General features: G+C 62.8%; 16 protein-coding genes. 10 read left to right on the forward strand and 6 right to left on the reverse strand.

All coding sequences use genetic code 11. From position 1 onward, the window contains the following. The first annotated feature begins 449 nt into the window (after window positions 1-449). Entirely contained in the window at window positions 450-1205 is a 756-nt protein-coding gene (locus L981_RS01815; protein ID WP_156133943.1) for a hypothetical protein, read from the forward strand. A gap of 313 nt (window positions 1206-1518) precedes the next feature. Here the strand turns inward: L981_RS01815 and L981_RS01820 are convergent, their stop codons facing one another. Then, window positions 1519-2112 (reverse strand): TetR/AcrR family transcriptional regulator, encoded by a 594-nt coding sequence (locus L981_RS01820; protein ID WP_052201535.1) that lies wholly within the window; start codon window positions 2110-2112, stop codon window positions 1519-1521. Between the two features lie 97 nt (window positions 2113-2209). On the opposite strand from L981_RS01820, the gene L981_RS01825 reads away from it, so the two are divergent. Beyond that, window positions 2210-2998 carry an SDR family oxidoreductase gene (locus L981_RS01825; protein ID WP_043611212.1) on the forward strand — a complete coding sequence of 263 codons (789 nt, stop codon included), beginning with the start codon at window positions 2210-2212 and terminating at the stop codon, window positions 2996-2998. Window positions 2999-3240: 242 nt separating this feature from the next. After that, complete coding sequence (locus L981_RS01830) at window positions 3241-4170, forward strand: aldo/keto reductase family oxidoreductase (protein ID WP_043611214.1); 930 nt, start codon at window positions 3241-3243, stop codon at window positions 4168-4170. Between the two features lie 78 nt (window positions 4171-4248). Here the strand turns inward: L981_RS01830 and L981_RS01835 are convergent, their stop codons facing one another. Then, the gene (locus L981_RS01835; RefSeq protein WP_043611215.1) at window positions 4249-6810 is read right to left on the reverse strand and encodes an FAD-dependent oxidoreductase; all 2562 of its coding nucleotides are present in this window, start codon (window positions 6808-6810) and stop codon (window positions 4249-4251) included. 357 nt (window positions 6811-7167) lie between these two features. Here L981_RS01835 and L981_RS01840 point away from each other — a divergent pair, with 357 nt between their 5' ends. The 7 genes from L981_RS01840 (at window position 7168) to L981_RS01870 (ending at window position 14978) form a co-directional block, all read left to right on the forward strand. Next, complete coding sequence (locus L981_RS01840; protein WP_043611217.1) at window positions 7168-8379, forward strand: ROK family transcriptional regulator; 1212 nt, start codon at window positions 7168-7170, stop codon at window positions 8377-8379. Beyond that, window positions 8379-9638, forward strand: a complete 1260-nt coding sequence (locus L981_RS01845; protein ID WP_043611219.1) for a M20 family metallopeptidase — start codon at window positions 8379-8381, stop codon at window positions 9636-9638. Before L981_RS01840 ends, L981_RS01845 begins: the two co-directional genes overlap by 1 nt. 26 nt (window positions 9639-9664) lie before the next feature. Further along, window positions 9665-10726, forward strand: a complete 1062-nt coding sequence (locus L981_RS01850) for a substrate-binding domain-containing protein (protein ID WP_043611221.1) — start codon at window positions 9665-9667, stop codon at window positions 10724-10726. 75 nt (window positions 10727-10801) lie between these two features. Further along, the gene (locus L981_RS01855; protein ID WP_043611223.1) at window positions 10802-11866 is read left to right on the forward strand and encodes a substrate-binding domain-containing protein; all 1065 of its coding nucleotides are present in this window, start codon (window positions 10802-10804) and stop codon (window positions 11864-11866) included. A gap of 153 nt (window positions 11867-12019) precedes the next feature. Next, window positions 12020-12997, forward strand: a complete 978-nt coding sequence (locus L981_RS01860) for an ABC transporter permease (RefSeq protein WP_043611225.1) — start codon at window positions 12020-12022, stop codon at window positions 12995-12997. A gap of 11 nt (window positions 12998-13008) precedes the next feature. Beyond that, window positions 13009-14208: an alanine racemase gene (locus L981_RS01865; RefSeq protein WP_043611227.1), complete on the forward strand. Its 1200-nt coding sequence runs from the start codon at window positions 13009-13011 to the stop codon at window positions 14206-14208. An 11-nt stretch (window positions 14209-14219) separates the two neighbouring features. Further along, window positions 14220-14978: an ATP-binding cassette domain-containing protein gene (locus L981_RS01870; RefSeq protein WP_104668541.1), complete on the forward strand. Its 759-nt coding sequence runs from the start codon at window positions 14220-14222 to the stop codon at window positions 14976-14978. A gap of 40 nt (window positions 14979-15018) precedes the next feature. Here L981_RS01870 and L981_RS01875 read toward each other — a convergent pair whose 3' ends face one another. From L981_RS01875 to ctaD, 4 genes are read right to left on the reverse strand one after another with little or no spacing between them, the layout of a single operon-like run. After that, window positions 15019-15393 (reverse strand): cytochrome C oxidase subunit IV family protein, encoded by a 375-nt coding sequence (locus L981_RS01875; protein WP_043611230.1) that lies wholly within the window; start codon window positions 15391-15393, stop codon window positions 15019-15021. Between the two features lie 9 nt (window positions 15394-15402). Beyond that, the gene (locus L981_RS01880; RefSeq protein WP_043611232.1) at window positions 15403-16125 is read right to left on the reverse strand and encodes a heme-copper oxidase subunit III family protein; all 723 of its coding nucleotides are present in this window, start codon (window positions 16123-16125) and stop codon (window positions 15403-15405) included. A gap of 12 nt (window positions 16126-16137) precedes the next feature. Further along, window positions 16138-16842, reverse strand: a complete 705-nt coding sequence (locus tag L981_RS01885; protein ID WP_043611234.1) for a cytochrome c oxidase subunit 3 — start codon at window positions 16840-16842, stop codon at window positions 16138-16140. Continuing rightward, window positions 16839-18617 carry a cytochrome c oxidase subunit I gene (gene ctaD, locus L981_RS01890; protein WP_043611236.1) on the reverse strand — a complete coding sequence of 593 codons (1779 nt, stop codon included), beginning with the start codon at window positions 18615-18617 and terminating at the stop codon, window positions 16839-16841. Before ctaD ends, L981_RS01885 begins: the two co-directional genes overlap by 4 nt. Window positions 18618-18686: the final 69 nt, after the last annotated feature.

The following is an 18686-nucleotide window of genomic DNA, read 5'->3' on the forward strand; positions in this document are numbered from 1 at the left end:
ATGACATCGCGCAGGATGGCATTCAGCGCAAACGGTCGCTCCAGCGGGACGTAGTGGCCGCAAGCCGGGAGGATGTGCACACGGCCGCTAGCGGCGCTTGCCGCTTCGCCGAGGATGACAGCGCGCAAGCAGAGAGAGCAGGCGCGAGGCCTGAACGCATTACGCCCCCGACACCGACACATAACGACCCGACGCGTAACGCATAGGCTTGGCTCGCTCATCGGAGGAAGAGCAGGGCCTTTGTCGCAGTGTTCGGCAAGGAGAAGCGTCGTGCGAGGCGCTCAAATCGGAGCGCATCGTCGGGTTTCGCTTCGGAGAATGGGCGAGGCAGCTGCATGGTCTGCTTCGATGATTGGCGTTACCCGTTTATTAAGATATGCAATCGATAGTTGCTTTCATCCTTGATTCCCGCGATAGCATGAGGCTGTGCGCACCCATTCGGCAGGCAGGTGCAGGAGCACCGCCTTCGCCGCGGAGATCCACCCGTGACCACCATATCGCCAACGAGCAATGTTGCCTTGGAAATCCTCAGGCGGACAGCCACCGAGGCCGAGGAGAAAACTGGTTCTGCCGACAGCGCGAACAGCATCCTCAAGGCCGCGAACGGCGTTTCAGCGGAGCCTGGCCGAGCAACGACGCAGGCGCAGGGTGCGGTCAACAACAGCATGCTGGAGTTGAAGGCGAGGGCTGACGCTTTTGTCGGAACCGCGCTGGAATTGCTGAACTCCGACCGCTTCAAATCCAGCGACCCCAATGTGAAGGCAGTGCTGAAGGAGATCCTCAACGAGCAGGGTGAGATTTTCGCGGGCCGGGTCGAAGCGGAACTGGTCAACAATCCCGGTCTCAGACATGAAGAGGCGATCGCCAATGCGCTAACCGCGACGGTGCGCGGCAATCGCAGCCGTTTTGCCGAGACCGAGATCGTGCTCGGTTATAATCTGAAAACCGCCGGCAGGCAGTTGCACCATGTTACCGATGCCGAAGGCCATAGCTCAGGCCAGTTCCTGGCGGATGCGCAGGCAGAAGCGCGGATCGGTCTCGATATCGCGCAAAAGGCGCGCGCCAATGCGAAGGGTGATGCGGCGCTCGCGGAGGCCTTGAAAGCGGAGGAGGAGGCCGAGCGGATTTACCGGCGAACGCAACAGTCGGCGAATGAATGGAACGGCTACTGGACGAAGAAATTCGGCTGGCCTGAGCCCCGGTGACGGCGCGATAAAGCATCGCCTCTGCATCGGATGAGGCGCGATTGGCGGGCCTTGGGGCGAACCTCCCTATGCCCAACCCGGGGAAAGCGCCTTGGCGGTTTGTCTTCGGGCGCCTCACGCCCCCTCATCAACGATGCCTTTGTCTCCCCGGGTTATCGTTTCCGGCGGAGTGACCAGCGATCGAATTCCACACGTTAGAGGATCTGCCAAGCACTTGGTCGCCGCCTCGCTCTGCCGCCTGCGCTCTAATACCTAAACTAGCCGCGTAGCGTGACCACAAACCGCGGCGCATTTTCTGCGGCATGGTTCAGATCTAAGCGCCGGTCTCTCCTTCGAAGAGATCCTGGCTTGCCAGCTTTCCGTGATCGTGGCCGGAAAGCCACGCCCGCGTCTCATCGAGAATTTCTGTCGACAGGTCGGGGTCGTCGGTCATGCGCGCCAGGATAAGTGCGCCGATCATGGCTGCAGAACTGCCGATTGCCGCGCGGCGCTTCTCATGCTCATCCGTCCCCAGCGCGACCTTGCCGAACCGGGCGAACTGGCGCTTCAAGGCGCCTGTCATCTCCGACCGTGCAGCCCCCGGTTGGCGGCTCACCTCCGATGCGAGGGCTGCAAGCGGGCAGCCGTGGCCAACATCGTCCCGATGCGCTGGCGTGAGGTAACGTCGTGCGACGGATGTGAGGTCCACCGTCAGCGGCTCGGTTTCTCCCTGCAGCCCGGCCAATGTCTGCGCGATCAGATCCTCCTTCGACTTGAAGTAGCCGTAGAAGCCGCCGTGGGTAAGGCCCGCCGCCTTCATGACATCGGTAACGGTGACGGCCTCAAAGCCGCGCTCCCGAAACAGCTGTCCGGCCGCCTCCAGGATCGTCTTCTTGTTCTCTTCGACCTGCTTCCGGCTCACGCGCATCATCGTCTCCTGAAATTTCGATTGACATTATACATGATGGTTATCATATATCCAAATACATGATGGCTGTCATGAATAAACCCAAGGAGCACAATCGATGAGCAGCAAGCCAGCAGTCCTCGTAACCGGTGCCTCCACCGGTATTGGTGCCGTCTATGCGGAGCGCTTTGCCCGCCGCGGTCATGATCTCGTGCTGGTCGCGCGCAATGCAGCGCGCCTTGACGCTCTCGCTGAGCGCCTTAGGAACGAAACCGGTGTGGCGGTGGATGTGGTGCCGGCGGACCTGACCGACGAGCAGGATCTCGCCAGGATCGAACAAAGGTTACGCGTCGACCGCAGCATCGGCGTGCTGGTCAACAATGCGGGAACGTCCATTCCGCGCGGCTTTCTGCAACAGCAGAACGAAGACATCGCAAAGCTGATCGCGCTCAACGTCACGGCCGTCACCCGGCTGGCGCATGCGGCAGCACCGGGTTTTGCGGTGAGGGGCGAGGGGGCGATCATCAACATCGCGTCGGTCGTCGGGCTTGCGCCGGAAATGGGCGCAACCGTCTACGGCGCGACCAAGGCGTTTGTGCTGTTCCTCTCTCAAGGCTTGAATGTCGAACTCGCCACCAAAGGGGTCTACGTTCAGGCGGTGCTGCCCGCTGCGACGCGCACCGAGATCTGGGATCATGCCGGCGTCGATGTCGACACGCTTTCAGGCGTGATGGAGGTCGGCGATCTCGTCGATGCGGCGCTGGTCGGCTACGACCGGCGCGAACTGGTGACCATCCCGCCGCTTCCCGATGCCGATCAGTGGAGCACACTCGATACGGCGCGGCAGGCAATGCTGCCCAACTTTGCACAGTCGTTGCCGGCCGAGCGCTATCGGTCCGCGGCCTGACCGGTCCAGGCAGGGGCGGGCGTTCGACGTCTGCCCGGACCGCCCGCGCCTGTTGGGACGTCCGATGCCCTGACCTTTTCCGCTTGGGTGCAGCGGTCGCATCGTCTCTATGGTTTGTCCCAAAGGCGTTTGCCAAGCGCCCTTGGGCTGCTTAGAGATTGAGGATCAAAGATTTCGCAAGGTTGGCCACGCCGCACCTTTGCGAAGATCTTCCCTCGAAACGATGTTGATGGTGCGAGCCGATGAAAAGATTCAATCTGGGACCAACCGACCTTTCCGTTTCCTCTGCCGTTCTCGGCCTGATGCGGATTGTCGATCTCAGCGATGACGCCATAAGCCGGCTCTATGGCAAGGCAAGGGACGTCGGCATCAACGTCTTTGACCATGCTGATATCTATGGTGGCGAGCTGCATGCTTGCGAGCGCCGTTTCGGCGATGCGTTGCGGCTGAAGCCGGCAGAGCGCGAACAGATCGTCATCCAGAGCAAGTGCGGGATCCGCCGCGGTTATTTCGATTTCTCCAAAGAGCATATTCTGCAGTCGGTCGATCGATCGCTGGCGGCGCTGAAGACCGACTATCTCGACCTTCTCTTGCTGCACCGCCCGGACGCGCTGGTGGAACCGGAGGAGGTGGCGGAGGCCTTCGACGCATTGCACGCGGCCGGCAAAGTCCGGCATTTCGGCGTCTCCAACCACACGCCTCGACAGATCGATCTCTTGAAAACGGCAGTCCGCCAGCCGCTCGTCGCCAACCAGATCCAGCTCAGCATTGCCCATGCGCCTTCGGTCGCCTTCGGGATCGCCGCCAATATGGCAGGTCTCGAGCAATCGATCGATCGCGATGGCGAAGTGGTCGTCTATTCGCGCATCAACCGCATGACGCTGCAGGCCTGGTCGCCGTTCCAGCAGGGGTTCTTCGGCGGTGTCTTCGTCGGCGACGAAAAGAACTTTCCCGAACTCAATCGGGTGCTGGACGAACTCGCAGGCAAGTACGGTGTTTCGCCATCGGCCATCGCCTATGCCTGGATCGCCCGCCATCCGGGCAACATTCAGGTGGTGCTTGGAACGACGAGCCCCGAGCGGCTGGCCGATATCGCCCCCGGCGCTGACATCACGCTATCGCGAGAGGACTGGTATCGTCTCTTTACCGCGGCAGGACACGTGCTGCCCTGACGCAATCTTGGTCGCCACGCAAAAGGCCCGCTCGGATCCGAGCGGGCCTTTTGCGTTTTTGTGACTGATGCCGCTCGATCAGCTGCGCGGCTTCAGGTTTTCCGGGTCGTAGAGCGGCTTGTAGCCGATGCCGACAACTTCGACCGGATAGGTCTCGGCGAAATATTCGACATTGAGCTTGCGGCCGACCTGGCAATGGGACCAGGGCAGGTAGGCAAGGGCGATGTTCTTGCCGATCGTCGGGCCGAAGGCGATCGAGGTGGTGTAGGAACGGCGGCCGAGTTCGTCGATGAGAACCTTGCCCGTTTCTGGATCGATGACCGGCAGCGTGCCGACCGGATAGCGCTTGACGCCGTTCCTGTCGGTGTTTTCCGTCATGACCAGCGTGCAAAGCATGGCCGGCTGATGCTCGCGCGCCTTGTACTCGAGGTGCTTTGCCTTACCGCGGAAGTCGACGTCCTTGACCTTCGGGCGGGCAAGGTCGGCTTCGATCAGGTTGTACTGGGTAAGAAGGTCGGCGTTCTGCAGGCGCAGGCTCTTTTCCATGCGGCGCGAGTTCGCATAGGTTTCGACGCCGAAGGCCATGACGCCGGTCGAGCGCAGCGCGTCCCAGACGGCGAGACCGTCCTCGTACTTCATGTGCAGTTCCCAGCCCTGCTCGCCGACGTAGGAGATGCGGAAGGCGGTCACATGTTTGCCGGCGATCTCGATCGGCTTGATGGCGGCGAAAGCGAAGTTCTCGATGTCGAGGCCTGCCGGATCGGCAACCACCTTCTTCAGGTTCTCACGGGCATTCGGCCCCCAGATGCCGATGGTGATGAACTTCTCCGACACATCGGTGATGGTGACGTTGAGGCCACGGTCTTCGGCGACACGGCGCATGTACTGGAAGTCGCGCGGGCCGGCGTCGGCGCCGTTCACGAGACGGCAGCGGTCTGCCATGCGGAAGACGGTGAAGTCGGCCCGCACCATGCCCTCGTCGTCGAGGAAGTGGGTGTAGATGCCCTTGCCGATATTGGCGTCGCCGCCGACCTTGGCGGCGCAAAGCCACTCCAGAAGCTCGACATGGTCAGGGCCTTCGATGTCGACCATGTGGAAGTGAGAGAGGTTGACGATGCCGCAATCCTCGCTCATCGCCAGATGTTCGGCGTTGGAAACACGCCAGAAATGGCGGCTGTCCCATTCGTTTTCACGTACCGGTACGCGGTCGCCGTACTTCTCCAGAAGGTGCTCGTTTGCGGCGTAGCCATGGGCGCGCTCCCAGCCGCCGAGTTCCATGAAGTAGCCGCCGAGCTCTTTTTCGCGCTCGTAGAAGGGCGAGCGCTTGACATTGCGGCCGGTGGCATAGGGCTCGCGCGTGTGCACGGCCGGATAGTAGATCTTCTGCGCCGCCTCGAAGCAGCGGCCCTCGATGAATTTTTCCTCGAGTTGATGCGGATAGAAACGGGAATAGTCGATCGAGGCGTGGTCGATCTCGGTGCGGCCGTCGGTCATCCAGTCGGCGATCAGCTTGCCGTAGCCGGGGCCGTCCTTCACCCAGATGGCGACGCAATACCACAGGCCGCGCACCTTCTGGCTCTCGCCGCAGGAGGGGCCGCCGGCGGCCGAAACCTGCAGCAGACCGTTGAAGGAATGGCTCTCGTTATAGCCGAGTTCGCCGAGGATTGGCGTCAGCTCCATGGCGCGCTCGAGCGGCTCGATGATCTGTTCCATCTCGAGGTCACGCTGCGAGGGCGACAGGCGCGCCTCGTGCTTTTCAAGGATGTTACGCGGATGGCAGAGGCGCGGATTGGTGGTCTCGTAATAGCCCCACTCGATCTGGCCGCCCTCGGTGGTCTTCGGGTCGCCGGTGTCGCGCATATAGGCGGAGTTGCCCTGGTCGCGCAGAAGCGGAAAGCCGATTTCCTTACCGGTGCCCTCGAACTCGTTGTACGGGCCGAAGAAGGTGAGCGGGTGGTCGACGGGCATGACCGGCAGATCCTCGCCGACCATTTCGGCGATCAGGCGGCCCCAGATGCCGGCGCAGACGATGACGTGGTCGGCCATGATCGTGCCGCGATGGGTGACGACGCCCTTGATACGGCCGTTTTCGACGATCAGCGATTTTGCCGGCGTGTTGCCGAAGACCTGCAGCTTGCCCGACTTTTCCGCCGCATCGACCAGCTTGCCGGCAACCGTCTGCGAGCGCGGGATGACGAGGCCGGCGTCCGGATCGAACATGCCGCCCATCACCTGATCTTCTTCGATCAGCGGGAACATCGCCTTGATTTCAGCCGGCGAAACATAGTGGGCGCGGGTGCCGAAGGCCTTGGCGGAGGAAAGCTTGCGCTTGATCTCTTCCATCCAGACATCGTCACCAGTGCGGGCCACTTCCAGGCCGCCGATGCGGGCGTAGTGGCCCATCTTCTCGAAGAAATCGATCGAATACTGCGTCGTCCAGACCGAGAGATAATCGTGGCTGGTGGTGTAGCAGAAGTCCGAGGCGTGTGCGGTCGAGCCGATATCGGTCGGCACGCCCGACTTGTCGATGCCGACGATGTCATCCCAGCCGCGCTCGATCAGGTGATGCGCGATCGAGGCGCCGACGATGCCCCCCAGCCCGATGATTACAACTTTCGCCTTTTGCGGAAACTCTGCCATTGATTGCGACCCTGGTTGGATTGGATGCCGGATTTTAGGGCGTGACGGATCACGACCAGAGCCTGTCTACGACATAATCATCAAACTGCACGACCAGAGCCGAGCATTTTGCGGATCGCGGAACGAGAGCTGTCGAGACGGTCATGCCACTGATTTCTTGAGAAAAAGCGCCCTCCGCGCCAATCTGATTTCATCTAGCATATCGCAAATGGCGACGCATCCGAATGCGTCATCGCCGTTGCCCTGTTTCTCCGCAGACCGCGCCGTTCGCCATGAAAGATAATCCTATCGGGCAAGATTGACAGCGATGCCTGATCTTAATAAGTTCGGTAACAGAACGAATTAAAAGAGGTCCCCGTGAACGACAGCTTGCGCATCTCCCGGAAGTTCTCCCAGCGCTCCGTCATGGAGGCGATCGTCCAGGGCGGGCCAATTTCGCGTGCGTCGATCTCGAAGCAGACCGGCCTTTCCAAGCAGACCATTTCCGAGATCGTTCGCGGCCTCGAGGAAGAGGGCTGGGTGCAGGAGACGGGGCGCACCAGCGGCCATGTCGGGCGCACGGCCGTCACCTACGAACTGGTGTGCGATGCCGCCTTCATCATCGCCGTCGACCTCGGCGGCACGAAAGTGCGCGTGGCGATCACCGATCTCGCCTGCCAGATCTTTGCCGAAGACACGGCGCCGACCGATCCGCGTGGCGGCCGCTTCGTCGTGGAGCAAATTGCCGCCATGGCCTTTGATGCGGCAGACCGGCAGCAGATTGCCCGCGAGAAGATCCGGCTAGCGGTCGTCGGCGTTCCCGGCGCGCCCTGCAGCGAGACCGGCCGTGTGCTGCTTGCGCCGAATATCGCCGGCTTCGACACGATGGATGTCGTCGGTGCCTTCGAAGAGGTGCTCGGTTTCGGCGCGATGCTCGAGAACGATGTCAATCTCGCCGTCCTCGGCGAAAACTGGCTGGGGCAGGGGCAGGGCATCGACAACCTCGCCTATGTGGCGCTCGGCACCGGTGTCGGTAGCGGCCTGATGGTCGGCGGCCATCTGGTGCGCGGCGTCAGCAATGCCGCCGGCGAAATGGGTTTCCTGCCGCTCGGCGCTGATCCGTTCGAGGCGGAATCGCTGCGCACCGGCGCCTTCGAGCGGGCAGTTGCCTCGCATGGCATGGCGGAGCGCTACGCGGCACTTTCGGGCAACACGGTCACCGTGCCCACCATCTTTGCCAAGGCGGAAGCCGGCGATGTGGCAGCGCTGACGGTGCTGGACGACACGGCGCGGTATCTGGCCGCCGGTGTTGCGGCGATCGCTGCCATCGCCAACCCGCAGAAGGTTATCCTCGGCGGCTCGATCGGGCTTCGTCCGGAAATGCTCGAGCGGGTGAAATCCTTCCTGCCGCAGTGCTTCCCTTATCCGGTCAATGTCGAGACCGGTGAACTCGGCGCGCGCGCCGCAATCATCGGGGCGGCGGCGATCGGGCTCGGTCAGTTGCACAATACTCTCTTCGGGGTCGATGCACCCGACGGTCGGATTTCGCTGCCGCGGGCAAACGTCAACGCGCTTCGGGAGGCGATGTGATGACGATGAATGACGGTCTGGTCGAACGTTTGCGGGCGGTGCTTGACCGCGACGCGGCGGTCGATCTTTTTCGTGGCGCGATCGGGCGTGAGAGCATTACCGGCAACGAGGCGAATTTCGTCGCCTTTCTGGCCGAAACGATGCAGCGCCTTGGCCTTGAAGGCTTGCAAACGGCGGAATTCCTGCCGGGTCGGCCGAACGTCTGGGCGGAGCGCAAGGGCCGTGGCAAGGGGCCACGCCTTTTGTTCATCGGCCATACGGATACGGTGCATGTCGACGGCTGGCGCGAACATTGGGCCGGTACCGAGCGCGAGGATCCCTTCGCCGCACCGATCATCGACGGCGCTGTCTGGGGCCGTGGCTCGGGCGATCTGAAGGCCGGCATCTGCGCGTCGCTGGCGGCGCTGTCGCTGCTCGACAAGGCCGGCGTCGATCTCGTCGGCGATGTGGCCTTTGCCTTCATCGGTGACGAGGAAAGCGGCCAGCCGGGCACCGGCGTGTCGGCCGGCATCAAGGATCTGGTCGGCCGGATCGAGGCGGGTGAGATCGCGCGGCCGGATTTCGTCGTCTATGTCGAGCCGACCCGGCTGTCCGTCTATCCGGCGCAGATCGGCTTTTTCATCACCGACATCACGATAACAGGCAAGTCCGCCTATTTCGGCGTACCGGAACTTGGCAAGGATGCGCTGCGCGCCAGCCATGCGGCGATGTCGGCGCTCTGGAAACACTCCGACGAAATCGCTGCACGAGCCGAGCACAAGCTGATCGGCCGCAGTTTCCTGCTGATCACGGGCCTTGCCGGCGGCGGCTACATCGCCGTGCCCGAGCGCTGCACCCTGTCGCTGATCCGCAAGCTCCTGCCGGGGGAATCGCTGGACACGGCGGCAGCCGAGATCGAGGCTGCGGTGCACTCGGCGATCACCGATCCGGAAATCACGGTCGAGTTTTCCTATCCGGCCGGTCGCGACCACGCGCTTGGCGGCACGGCGGCTGAAATCGACGAAACGGCCGGCGAAGTCGGTGCGCTGTCGACCGCCATGGCGGAAGCCATGACCGGGCGCGGGGTGATCGAGGGTGCCCCCTTCTGGTCGGAATCGCCGTTCTTCGTCAATCGCTTGGGCGTGCCTGCCGTCTACTGCGCCCCCGGCGATATCCGCAATTGCCATACCTACGAGGAACGGGTCGAGGTGGAGGAATACCTCGCCGGGATCGTCGGATTTGCCGCCTTCATGGCGCGCTACTGCGGCGTCATGGACTGAACTGCCAAACAAGAGGGAGAACGAAAATGATCTTGAAGAAATTGATGGCTGCTGCGCTCGTCAGCGGTTTCGTGCTTGCCGCCAATGCCGCATCCGCCCAGACGGTCGGTCCGTCCGGGGAGACCGCGACGCCGAGCGCCGATGTCGCCTTGACCGATGCCGATATCGGCGCGCTCAAGGGCAAGGGCTACAAGGCAGCGCTGCTGTGGCACACTTCGTCCGACTTCACCAATGCCGTTTCGGCCGGTGCCAAGGATGAGTTTGCCCGCGCCGGCGTCGAGATTGCGGTGACGACGGATGCAGGCTTCGACGCCGCCCGCCAGCGTAGCGACATCGAGACCGCGCTTGCCGCCAAGCCGAACGTCATCCTGGCGCTGCCGCTCGATCCGGTCACCTCGGCCGAAGCCTTCCGCCAAGCGGTGACCGATGGCAGCAAGCTCGTTTTCCTCTCCAACCTGCCGAGCGGTTACAAGCAGGGCACGGACTATGCCTCGATCGTCACCGACGATCTTTTCCAGATGGGCAAGCAGGCGGCCGATGCGCTGGCCAAGGCGATCGGCGGCAAGGGCAAGGTCGGCTACATCTTCCATGACGCCAGCTACTATGTGACGAACCAGCGCGACCAGGCGTTCAAGTCGACGATCGAGAAGGACTATCCGGATATCAAGATCGTTGCCGAGCAGGGCATCTCCGACCCGGCACGTGCCGAGGAACTGGCAAGCGCGATGCTGCTGCAGAATCCTGATCTCGACGGCATCTACGTGACCTGGGCCGAGCCTGCCGACGGCGTGCTCTCCGCCCTGCGCTCGAGCGGCAATACCAAAACCAAGATCGTCACGCTCGATCTTGCCGAACCGGTGGCACTCGACATGGTCAAGGGTGGCAACGTGACGGCGCTTGTTGCCGACAAGGCCTATGAGCTTGGACGCGCCATGGCTGCGACCGGCCTGAAGTCGCTGCTCGGGCAGCAGACGCCGGCCTTCGTCGTTGCCCCGGCTTTGACCGTCACCAAGGAAAACGTCGCGGACGGCTGGAAGCAGTCGCTCAACCGCGATGCACCGCAGTCGGTGCTCGACGCGGCCAAGTAATCCGGCAGCGAAGTAATCCGATGGCCGCCGGGAGAGAGGACGTTTCCGGCGGCACCATCCCAAAGGGAGGCAGAGATGCACAGGGCAGTGAGACATTTCGCGTTGCTGGCGACGGTATTTGCCGCAACATCCGGCTTTGCCGCAGACGGCAAGACCACAGGGCCGCATGGTGAGGCGCCGACGCCCGCGAGCAGCCTGATGCTGACGGCGGAGCAGGAACAACAGATCAAGGACGGCAAATTTACCGCAGCGCTCGTCTGGCACGAGATGAGCGAGTACACCAATGCCGTCAACAGCGGCGCCCAGGACGAATTCAAGCGCCTCGGCGTCGAGGTGGTCGCACAGACCGATGCCGGCTTCGATGCCGCCCGCCAGAAGGCGGATGTTGAGACCGTGCTTGCCAAGAAGCCCTCGATCATCCTGTCGCTGCCGGTCGATCCGGCGAGCGCCGCCGTGGTCTACGATCCGGCGCGCACCGCCGGCGTGAAGCTCGCCTTCGTCGACAATTCGCCGGCCGGCTACGAGCATGGCAAGGACTATGTGACGATCGTCTCGGACGACCTGTTCCAGATGGGCAACAAGGCGGCCGTTGCCATGGCGGATGCGCTCGGCGGCAAGGGCAAGCTCGGCTACATCTATCACGACGCCGATTTCTATGTGACCAACCAGCGCGATGGCGCCTTCAAGTCGACGATCGAGCAGGACTATCCTGACATGAAGATCGTTGCCGAGGCCGGCATGGCGGATCCCGCCCGCAGCGAAGAGATCGCGCAAGGCATGATCACCCAGAACCCGGATCTCGACGGCATCTATGTCACCTGGGCCGAACCGGCACTGAGCGTGCTGTCGGCTCTGCGCGGCGCCGGCAACAGCCACACCAAGATCGTGACGCTCGACCTCAACGAACCGGCAGCGCTCGATATGGTCAAGGGCGGCAACATCGCAGCGCTCGTCGCCGACGAAGCCTACAATATCGGCGTCACCGCAGCGCGTGCCGCGGCCGGCTCTCTGGTCGGCCAAAAGGCCGAGCCCTTCCTGGTGGTCGACTCGCTCGCCGTCACCAAGGCGACGGTCGCCGATGGCTGGAAAAAGTCTCTGAACAAGGATGTGCCCGCGACGATCGCGGATGCGATGAAGTGATGAAATGATGCCCGCTGCATGCGTCCCAAATCGTCGTCGATTTGGGACAGAACATGCAGCTTCTCATAGTGCTGCGGCGACCTTTGCGCGTCTGACCGGACGTGCGGCGCCGTAGTGCAGGGGGAGCATCCCCCTGCCTTCGGAGGAAGAATAATGTCCAGTGCCCATTCCAGCGCGAGCGGCCAGCCGGCAAGCCTCGTCAGCCGCCTCAACCTGCAGCAATACGTCGTCTATCTCGGCTTCCTGGCGATCTTTCTGTTCTTCGCCATCGTCTTGAAGGACAGCGGCTTTCTGACGGTTCGCAACCTGTCGAACATCATGCTGCAGACAGCGCCGGTGACGATCATGGCGATCGGCCTCGTCTTCGTCATGTCGGCCGGCGAGATCGATCTGTCGATCGGCTCGACCGTTGCCGTTTCGGCGCTGGCGGCGGCGGTGACAATCAACGAATACGGCCTGGTGGCCGGCGTCGTCGCCGGGATCGGCGCGGGCGTGCTGGTCGGGCTCCTGAACGGCGCGCTGGTCGCCTATGTCAAACTGCCGTCGTTCCTGGTGACGCTGGCGACGCTCGGGCTTTTCGCAGGCGTCTCCCGCTCGATGACGAACCTGCGCTCGATCCCGGTAACCGACAGCACCTTTACGGGCTTCTTCGGCTCGGGCTCGTTCCTCGGTGTTCCCTCGTTGATCTGGTGGACGATCGTCGCGGTCGTCTGCGGCCACATCATCTACCGCGAAACCCGCTTCGGTGCCCATGTGCTGGCGACCGGCGACAACAGCCGTGCGGCGAGCGTCTCGGGTATCAGCGTGCCGCGCATCCGGCTCGCCGTGCTTGTCATCAGCGGCGGTCTCGCGGGGCTTGCCGGCCTGCTCTACGCCGGCCGGCTGCAGGCGGCCAAGTATACCCTTGGCGAGACCGACCTGATGACGGTGATTGCCGCCGTCATCGTCGGCGGCACGCTGCTCAACGGCGGCAAGGGTACGATCATTGGTGCGCTCGTCGGCTCGCTGATGATGGGTATGCTCAACAATGGCCTGATCCTGATGGGCCTTTCCGTTTCCGACCAGATGATCGTTCGCGGTCTCATCATCCTCGCTGCGGTCGCCGTGTCGCTGCGCGAAAAGTCCCGCTGAAGGAGGATTTCATGTTTCTCGACGTTCTGCGCCGCCGCAACCCGGCATTCATCGAAGCGGCGATGGCCCTGCACCAGCAGGGCAAGATCCCGGCCAACGCCTACGTGCTCGACCTCGATACGGTCGAAGGCAATGCGGCGATCATGAGCAACGAGGCCCGTCGCCTCGGCCTGAAGACCTTTGCCATGACCAAGCAGGTTGGCCGCTCCAGCTCGTTCTGTGATGCCGTCCAGCGCGGCGGCATCGATCGTTCGGTTGCCGTCGACATGGCCTGTGCCCGCGCCACCCACAAGGCAGGCTTGAAGGTCGGCCATCTCGGCCACCTGCAGCAGGTCGCACGCCATGAGGCGGCTGCCGCAGCGAAGACCTTCCGGCCGGACTACTGGACGGTCTTCAACGCCGAGAAGGCAGCAGAAGCGGCAGCCGGCGCGCATGCCGCCGGCTATCGGCAGGATCTGCTCGCCCGCATCAGGGCGGAAGGCGACACCTTCTACCGCGGTCATGAAGGCGGGTTCGATGCCAGCGACGTTGCCGCGGTGGCGGATCGTCTCGATGGCCTCGCCGGTGGCCGTTTTGCCGGCATCACCACTTTTCCTGCGCTGCTCTTCGATCATGAAAGCCGCAAGGTAAAGCCGACGCACAATCTTTCGACGCTCTCGAAGGCTGCCGAGGCGCTGGCCAAGGCCGGCCGCAATGGGATCGAGGTGAATGCGCCGGGCACGACCTCCAGCGTCATGCTGCCGGCCCTTGCCGAAGCGGGCGCGACGCAGTGCGAGCCGGGCAACGGTCTGCACGGCACCACCGCACTGCACGTGATGGAAGATCTGCCGGAACTGCCGGCGGTACTCTACCTCACCGAGGTCTCCCATCTCTCGGGCGGCAAGGCCTATTGCTTCGGTGGCGGCTTCTACATCGATCCGATCTTCCCGGACTACGACGTCAAGGCGATCGTATCGACTGAGCCGACCACGGCCGCATCGGCGCTTCGAAGCGTCGAAGTGCCGCCACCCTCGGCGATCGACTATTACGCGATGATCGACGCCAGTGGACCGGCTGCGCCGAAGCCCGGCGATACGGCGGTGTTCGGCTTCCGCGGCCAGGCCTTCGTCACCCGCGCTTATGTCGTCGGCGTGTCGGGCATCTCCAAGGGCGCGCCGAAGGTGGAAACGATCGAAAACGGTTTCGGCGAAACCGCAGCCTGGCCGGTATGAGGGGCGACATCATGAACGCGAACGTTAGTGCTGCAGCAGAGCCGGTCCTGAAGCTGAAAGACATCCGCAAGACCTTCGGCGGCGTCACCGCGATCGAGAATTTCTCGCTGGAGGTCCGTCCGGGCGAGATCGTGGCGCTCGTCGGCGACAACGGCGCCGGCAAGTCGACGCTGATCAAGATCATCTCCGGCGTCTACACGCCGACCTCGGGTACGATCACCATCGAGAACCAGACCGTGGCGATGTCGAACGCCACCATGGCGCGCGCCCATGGCATCGAGGTCGTCTATCAAGACCTGGCGCTTGCCGACCAGCAGACGGTCTACATGAACATGTTTCTCGGCCGCGAGCCGGTAAACCGTTTCGGCCTGCTCGACCGTCGCCGGATGATTTCCGAGACGGAGACGCTGGTGAAGGAACTGGATGTCCGCATCCCCTCGGCCCATGCGACGATCCGCGACCTCTCGGGCGGGCAACGCCAGGGCGTCGCCATTGCCCGCGCCACCCATTGGGCGAGCAAGCTGATCCTGCTCGACGAACCGACGGCAGCGCTCGGTGTCGCGGAAACAGCAAAGGTTGAGGAGATCGTGGAATCGCTGAAAAGCCGCAACATCGGCGTGCTGATCATCAGCCACAGCCTCGATCAGGTGTTCAAGCTGTCGGATCGCATCTGCGTCCTGCGTCGCGGCAAGCAGATCGGCATTCGCGAGACGGCGAAGACCGACAAGAACGAGATCATCGCGATGATCACCGGGTTGCAGCAACACTAAGGCCCCGAATGGCGCCGTCAGTCGGCGGCGCCGTTCGCAATCAGGGTGCCGCGCCGAAGAAGGTGAGGCGGGTGAAGAGCACGTAGTGCGATTCCGAGACCATCAGCGCCACGAAGACCAGCACCAAAAGCGGTGGCAGCAGGATGGCGTAGATCAGCGCCAGCCGCTCCCAGGCCATGTGCATGAAGATCGCCACGATCAGCCCCGCCTTCAGCACCATGAAGATCAGGATCAGGGACCACCTGAGGTAGCCTTGTAGCCCGACATAGTCGACGAGGTAGGAAAAGGTGCTGAGCACGAAGAGTAGCAACCAGACGACCAGATAGAGGCCGATCGGGTGCTGCTGGTGCGTTTGGGCGTGGCTTTCCGCCTTTGTTGCCGGTGCCGCGTGGGTGTGAACAGTCGTTTCTGCCATGGCCATGCCTCACCACAGATAGAAGAACGCGAAGATGAAGACCCAGACGAGGTCGACGAAGTGCCAGTAGAGGCCGGTGATCTCGACGATCTCGTAGTGTCCCTTGCGGCTCGTGAAGAAGCCGCGCCGTTCGGTTTCGAAATCGCCACGCCAGACCTTGCGGGCGATGATCAAGAGGAAAATGACGCCGATCGTGACGTGGGTGCCGTGGAACCCGGTGATCATGAAAAAGGTCGAGCCGAATTGGGCAGCACCCCAAGGGTTGCCCCAGGGGCGCACGCCCTCGGTGATCAGCTTCGTCCATTCGAAGGCCTGCATGCCGACGAAGGTGGCGCCGAAAAGGGCGGTCAGAAGCATGAGAAGTGCGGTCTTCTTGCGATCGCGCCGGTAGCCGAAATTGACGGCCATGGCCATCGTGCCGCTCGAGGTGATCAGCACGAAGGTCATGATGGCGATCAGGATCAGCGGCACGTCCGAGCCGCCGATGTGCAGCGCGAAGACCTCGCTCGGATTGGGCCAGGGAACGGCCGTCGACATGCGCGCCGACATGTAGGCGATGAGGAAACAGCCGAAGACGAAGGTGTCGCTCAAGAGGAAGATCCACATCATCGCCTTGCCCCAGGAGACGTTCTTGAACGTCCGCTGGTCCGACGCCCAGTCTGCGGCAAAGCCCGCAAGTCCCGCCGGGCGGTGGAGCGGCTCTCGGACAGGCGAATGTGTCTCGGCGGACATGCCTTGGCTCCTTCAGGTCAAGAGGGATCGGCAGAGCTCGACGAAGTCGTTGGCCCAGCCGGAAAAGAGCGCGTAGAGCACCAGCCATACGGCCAGCATGAAATGCCAGTAGGTGGCGCAGAGCGTGATCGACAGCACGGCCTTTTCGCCTATCGGGCCGGCGCGCGTCTTGACGATGACCCGCGTCAGGGCGAACAGGCCACCGAGAATGTGCAGGCCATGCATGCCCGAGATCATGTAGAAGAAGCTGTTGGCCGGATTGTCGGCGAGCAGGAAGCCGGCGTCAGTGAGTTCGCGCCAGGCAAAGACCTGGCCCGCGAGGAAGGCGAGACCGGCGGCAAGCGCTGCGATCATCGCGGAGCGGCTCGCCTCTTCACGATGCTGTTCGGCAGTGACGCGCGCCGCATGCAGGAGCAGGCTGCCAAGTGCGAGGATCGCGGTGTTCAGCCACAGGATCTTCGGCATCGGCGTCGACCACCAGTCGGTGGAGGCCATGCGCATGAAGTAGGCGCTGATGAAGAGGGAGAAGAGCGCTGCGACGACGGCGAGGAAGACGCCGAGACCGATTTTTGCTGGCGGGATCGAAGGCCTGCCGAGTGGGTGCGGGTCGTGGGCGTGGCCGACCTCCAACCAGGGTTTCGAGAACAGCCGCTGCCGGCTGAGCCACCAGGCGGCGATCGCGAAGACCACTGCCAGGAAGACGAGGGTGACGTTCATGAGGCACCCTCCGGAGCGTGGCCTACCGGACCCGGCTCGGTTTGCGGAATGAAATCTTCCGCGGCTCCCGGCACGCTGTAGTCATAGGGCCAACGGTAGACGACCGGCAGCTCCTTGCCCCAGTTGCCGTGGCGCGGCGGCGTTTCCGGCGTCTGCCATTCGAGCGTCGTTGCCCGCCAGGGATTGCCGCCGGCCTCGCGGCCATGGCGGATGCTCCAGATGAGGTTGAAGAGGAAGACGATCTGGGCGGCACCGACGATCAGCGCCATGATGGTGATGAACTCGTTGAGCGTATGGGCGGACGCCGGCACGAAGGCCGTCTCGCCCATCTCGTAATAGCGGCGCGGAACACCGATCAGCCCGAGATAGTGCATCGGGAAGAAGATCAGATAGGCGCCGACGAAGGTGACCCAGAAATGGATCTGCCCCATGGCCTGATTGAGCATGCGGCCGGTGATCTTCGGATACCAGTGATAGATCGCCCCGAAGATCACCATGATCGGCGCGACACCCATGACCATGTGGAAGTGGGCGACGACGAACATCGTGTCGGAGAGCGGCACGTCGACGACGACGTTGCCGAGGAAGAGGCCGGTCAGCCCGCCATTGACGAAGGTCACGATGAAGGCGAGCGCAAAAAGCATCGGCAGCGTCAGGTGTATGTCGCCACGCCATAGCGTCAGGACCCAATTGTAGACCTTGATCGCCGTCGGCACGGCAATGATCAGCGTGGTCGTTGCGAAGAAGAAGCCGAAATAGGGGTTCATGCCGCTGACATACATGTGGTGCGCCCAGACGATGAAGGAGAGCGCGCCGATGATCACGATCGCCCAGACCATCATGCGGTAGCCGAAGATGTTCTTGCGGGCGTGGGTGCTGATGAGATCCGACACGATGCCGAAGGCGGGAAGCGCCACGATGTAGACCTCGGGATGGCCGAAGAACCAGAAGAGGTGCTGGAACATGATCGGACTTCCGCCGCCATGCTGCAGCTGTTCGCCCATCTCGACGATCGCCGGCATGAAGAAGCTGGTGCCGAGCACCCGGTCGAACAGCATCATGACGCAGGCGACGAAGAGGGCGGGGAAGGCGAGCAGCGCCATCACCGTCGCGGTGAAGATGCCCCAGACGGTGAGCGGCATGCGCATCAGCGTCATGCCGCGCGTGCGACCCTGGAGCACGGTGACCACGTAGTTAAGCCCGCCCATGGTGAAGCCGATGACGAAGAGGATGAGCGAGGACAGCATCAATATGATGCCCCAGTCCTTGCCGCCGGGCGTTCCGGACAGAACCGCCTGGGGCGGATAGAGCGTCCAGCCGGCGCCGGTCGGTCCGCCGGGGGCAAAGAAGCTGGCGACGAGCACGAGCACGGCGAGCAGATAGAGCCAGTAGCTCAGCATGTTGGCATAGGGAAAGACCATGTCGCGCGCGCCGAGCATCAGCGGGATCAGGTAGTTGCCGAAGCCGCCGAGAAACAGCGCGGTCAGCAGATAGATCACCATGATCATGCCGTGCATGGTGATGAACTGGTAGTAGCGCTCGGCATCGATGAAGGCGAAGGCGCCGGGAAAGCCGAGCTGCAGCCGCATCAGCCAGGAGAGCACCAGGGCGACCATGCCGATGGCGATGGCGGTCGAGGCATATTGCACGGCGATGATCTTGGCATCCTGGCTGAAGACATAACGCGTCCACCAGCTATGGGGATGATAGAGCTCCACGTCCTCCACTTCAGCGGGGCCAATCTGTTCGCCCGTGCCTGACCGGATATCGACCATCTGCGAGAACCTCCCAACACCGGATCATCTCGATCCAACGCCTTGAACCTGCAATTCCGCACGTCCAAC

It is taken from the genome of Ensifer sp. ZNC0028, assembly GCF_000799055.1.
In the GTDB taxonomy this organism is placed as follows: Bacteria; Pseudomonadota; Alphaproteobacteria; order Rhizobiales; family Rhizobiaceae; genus Ensifer.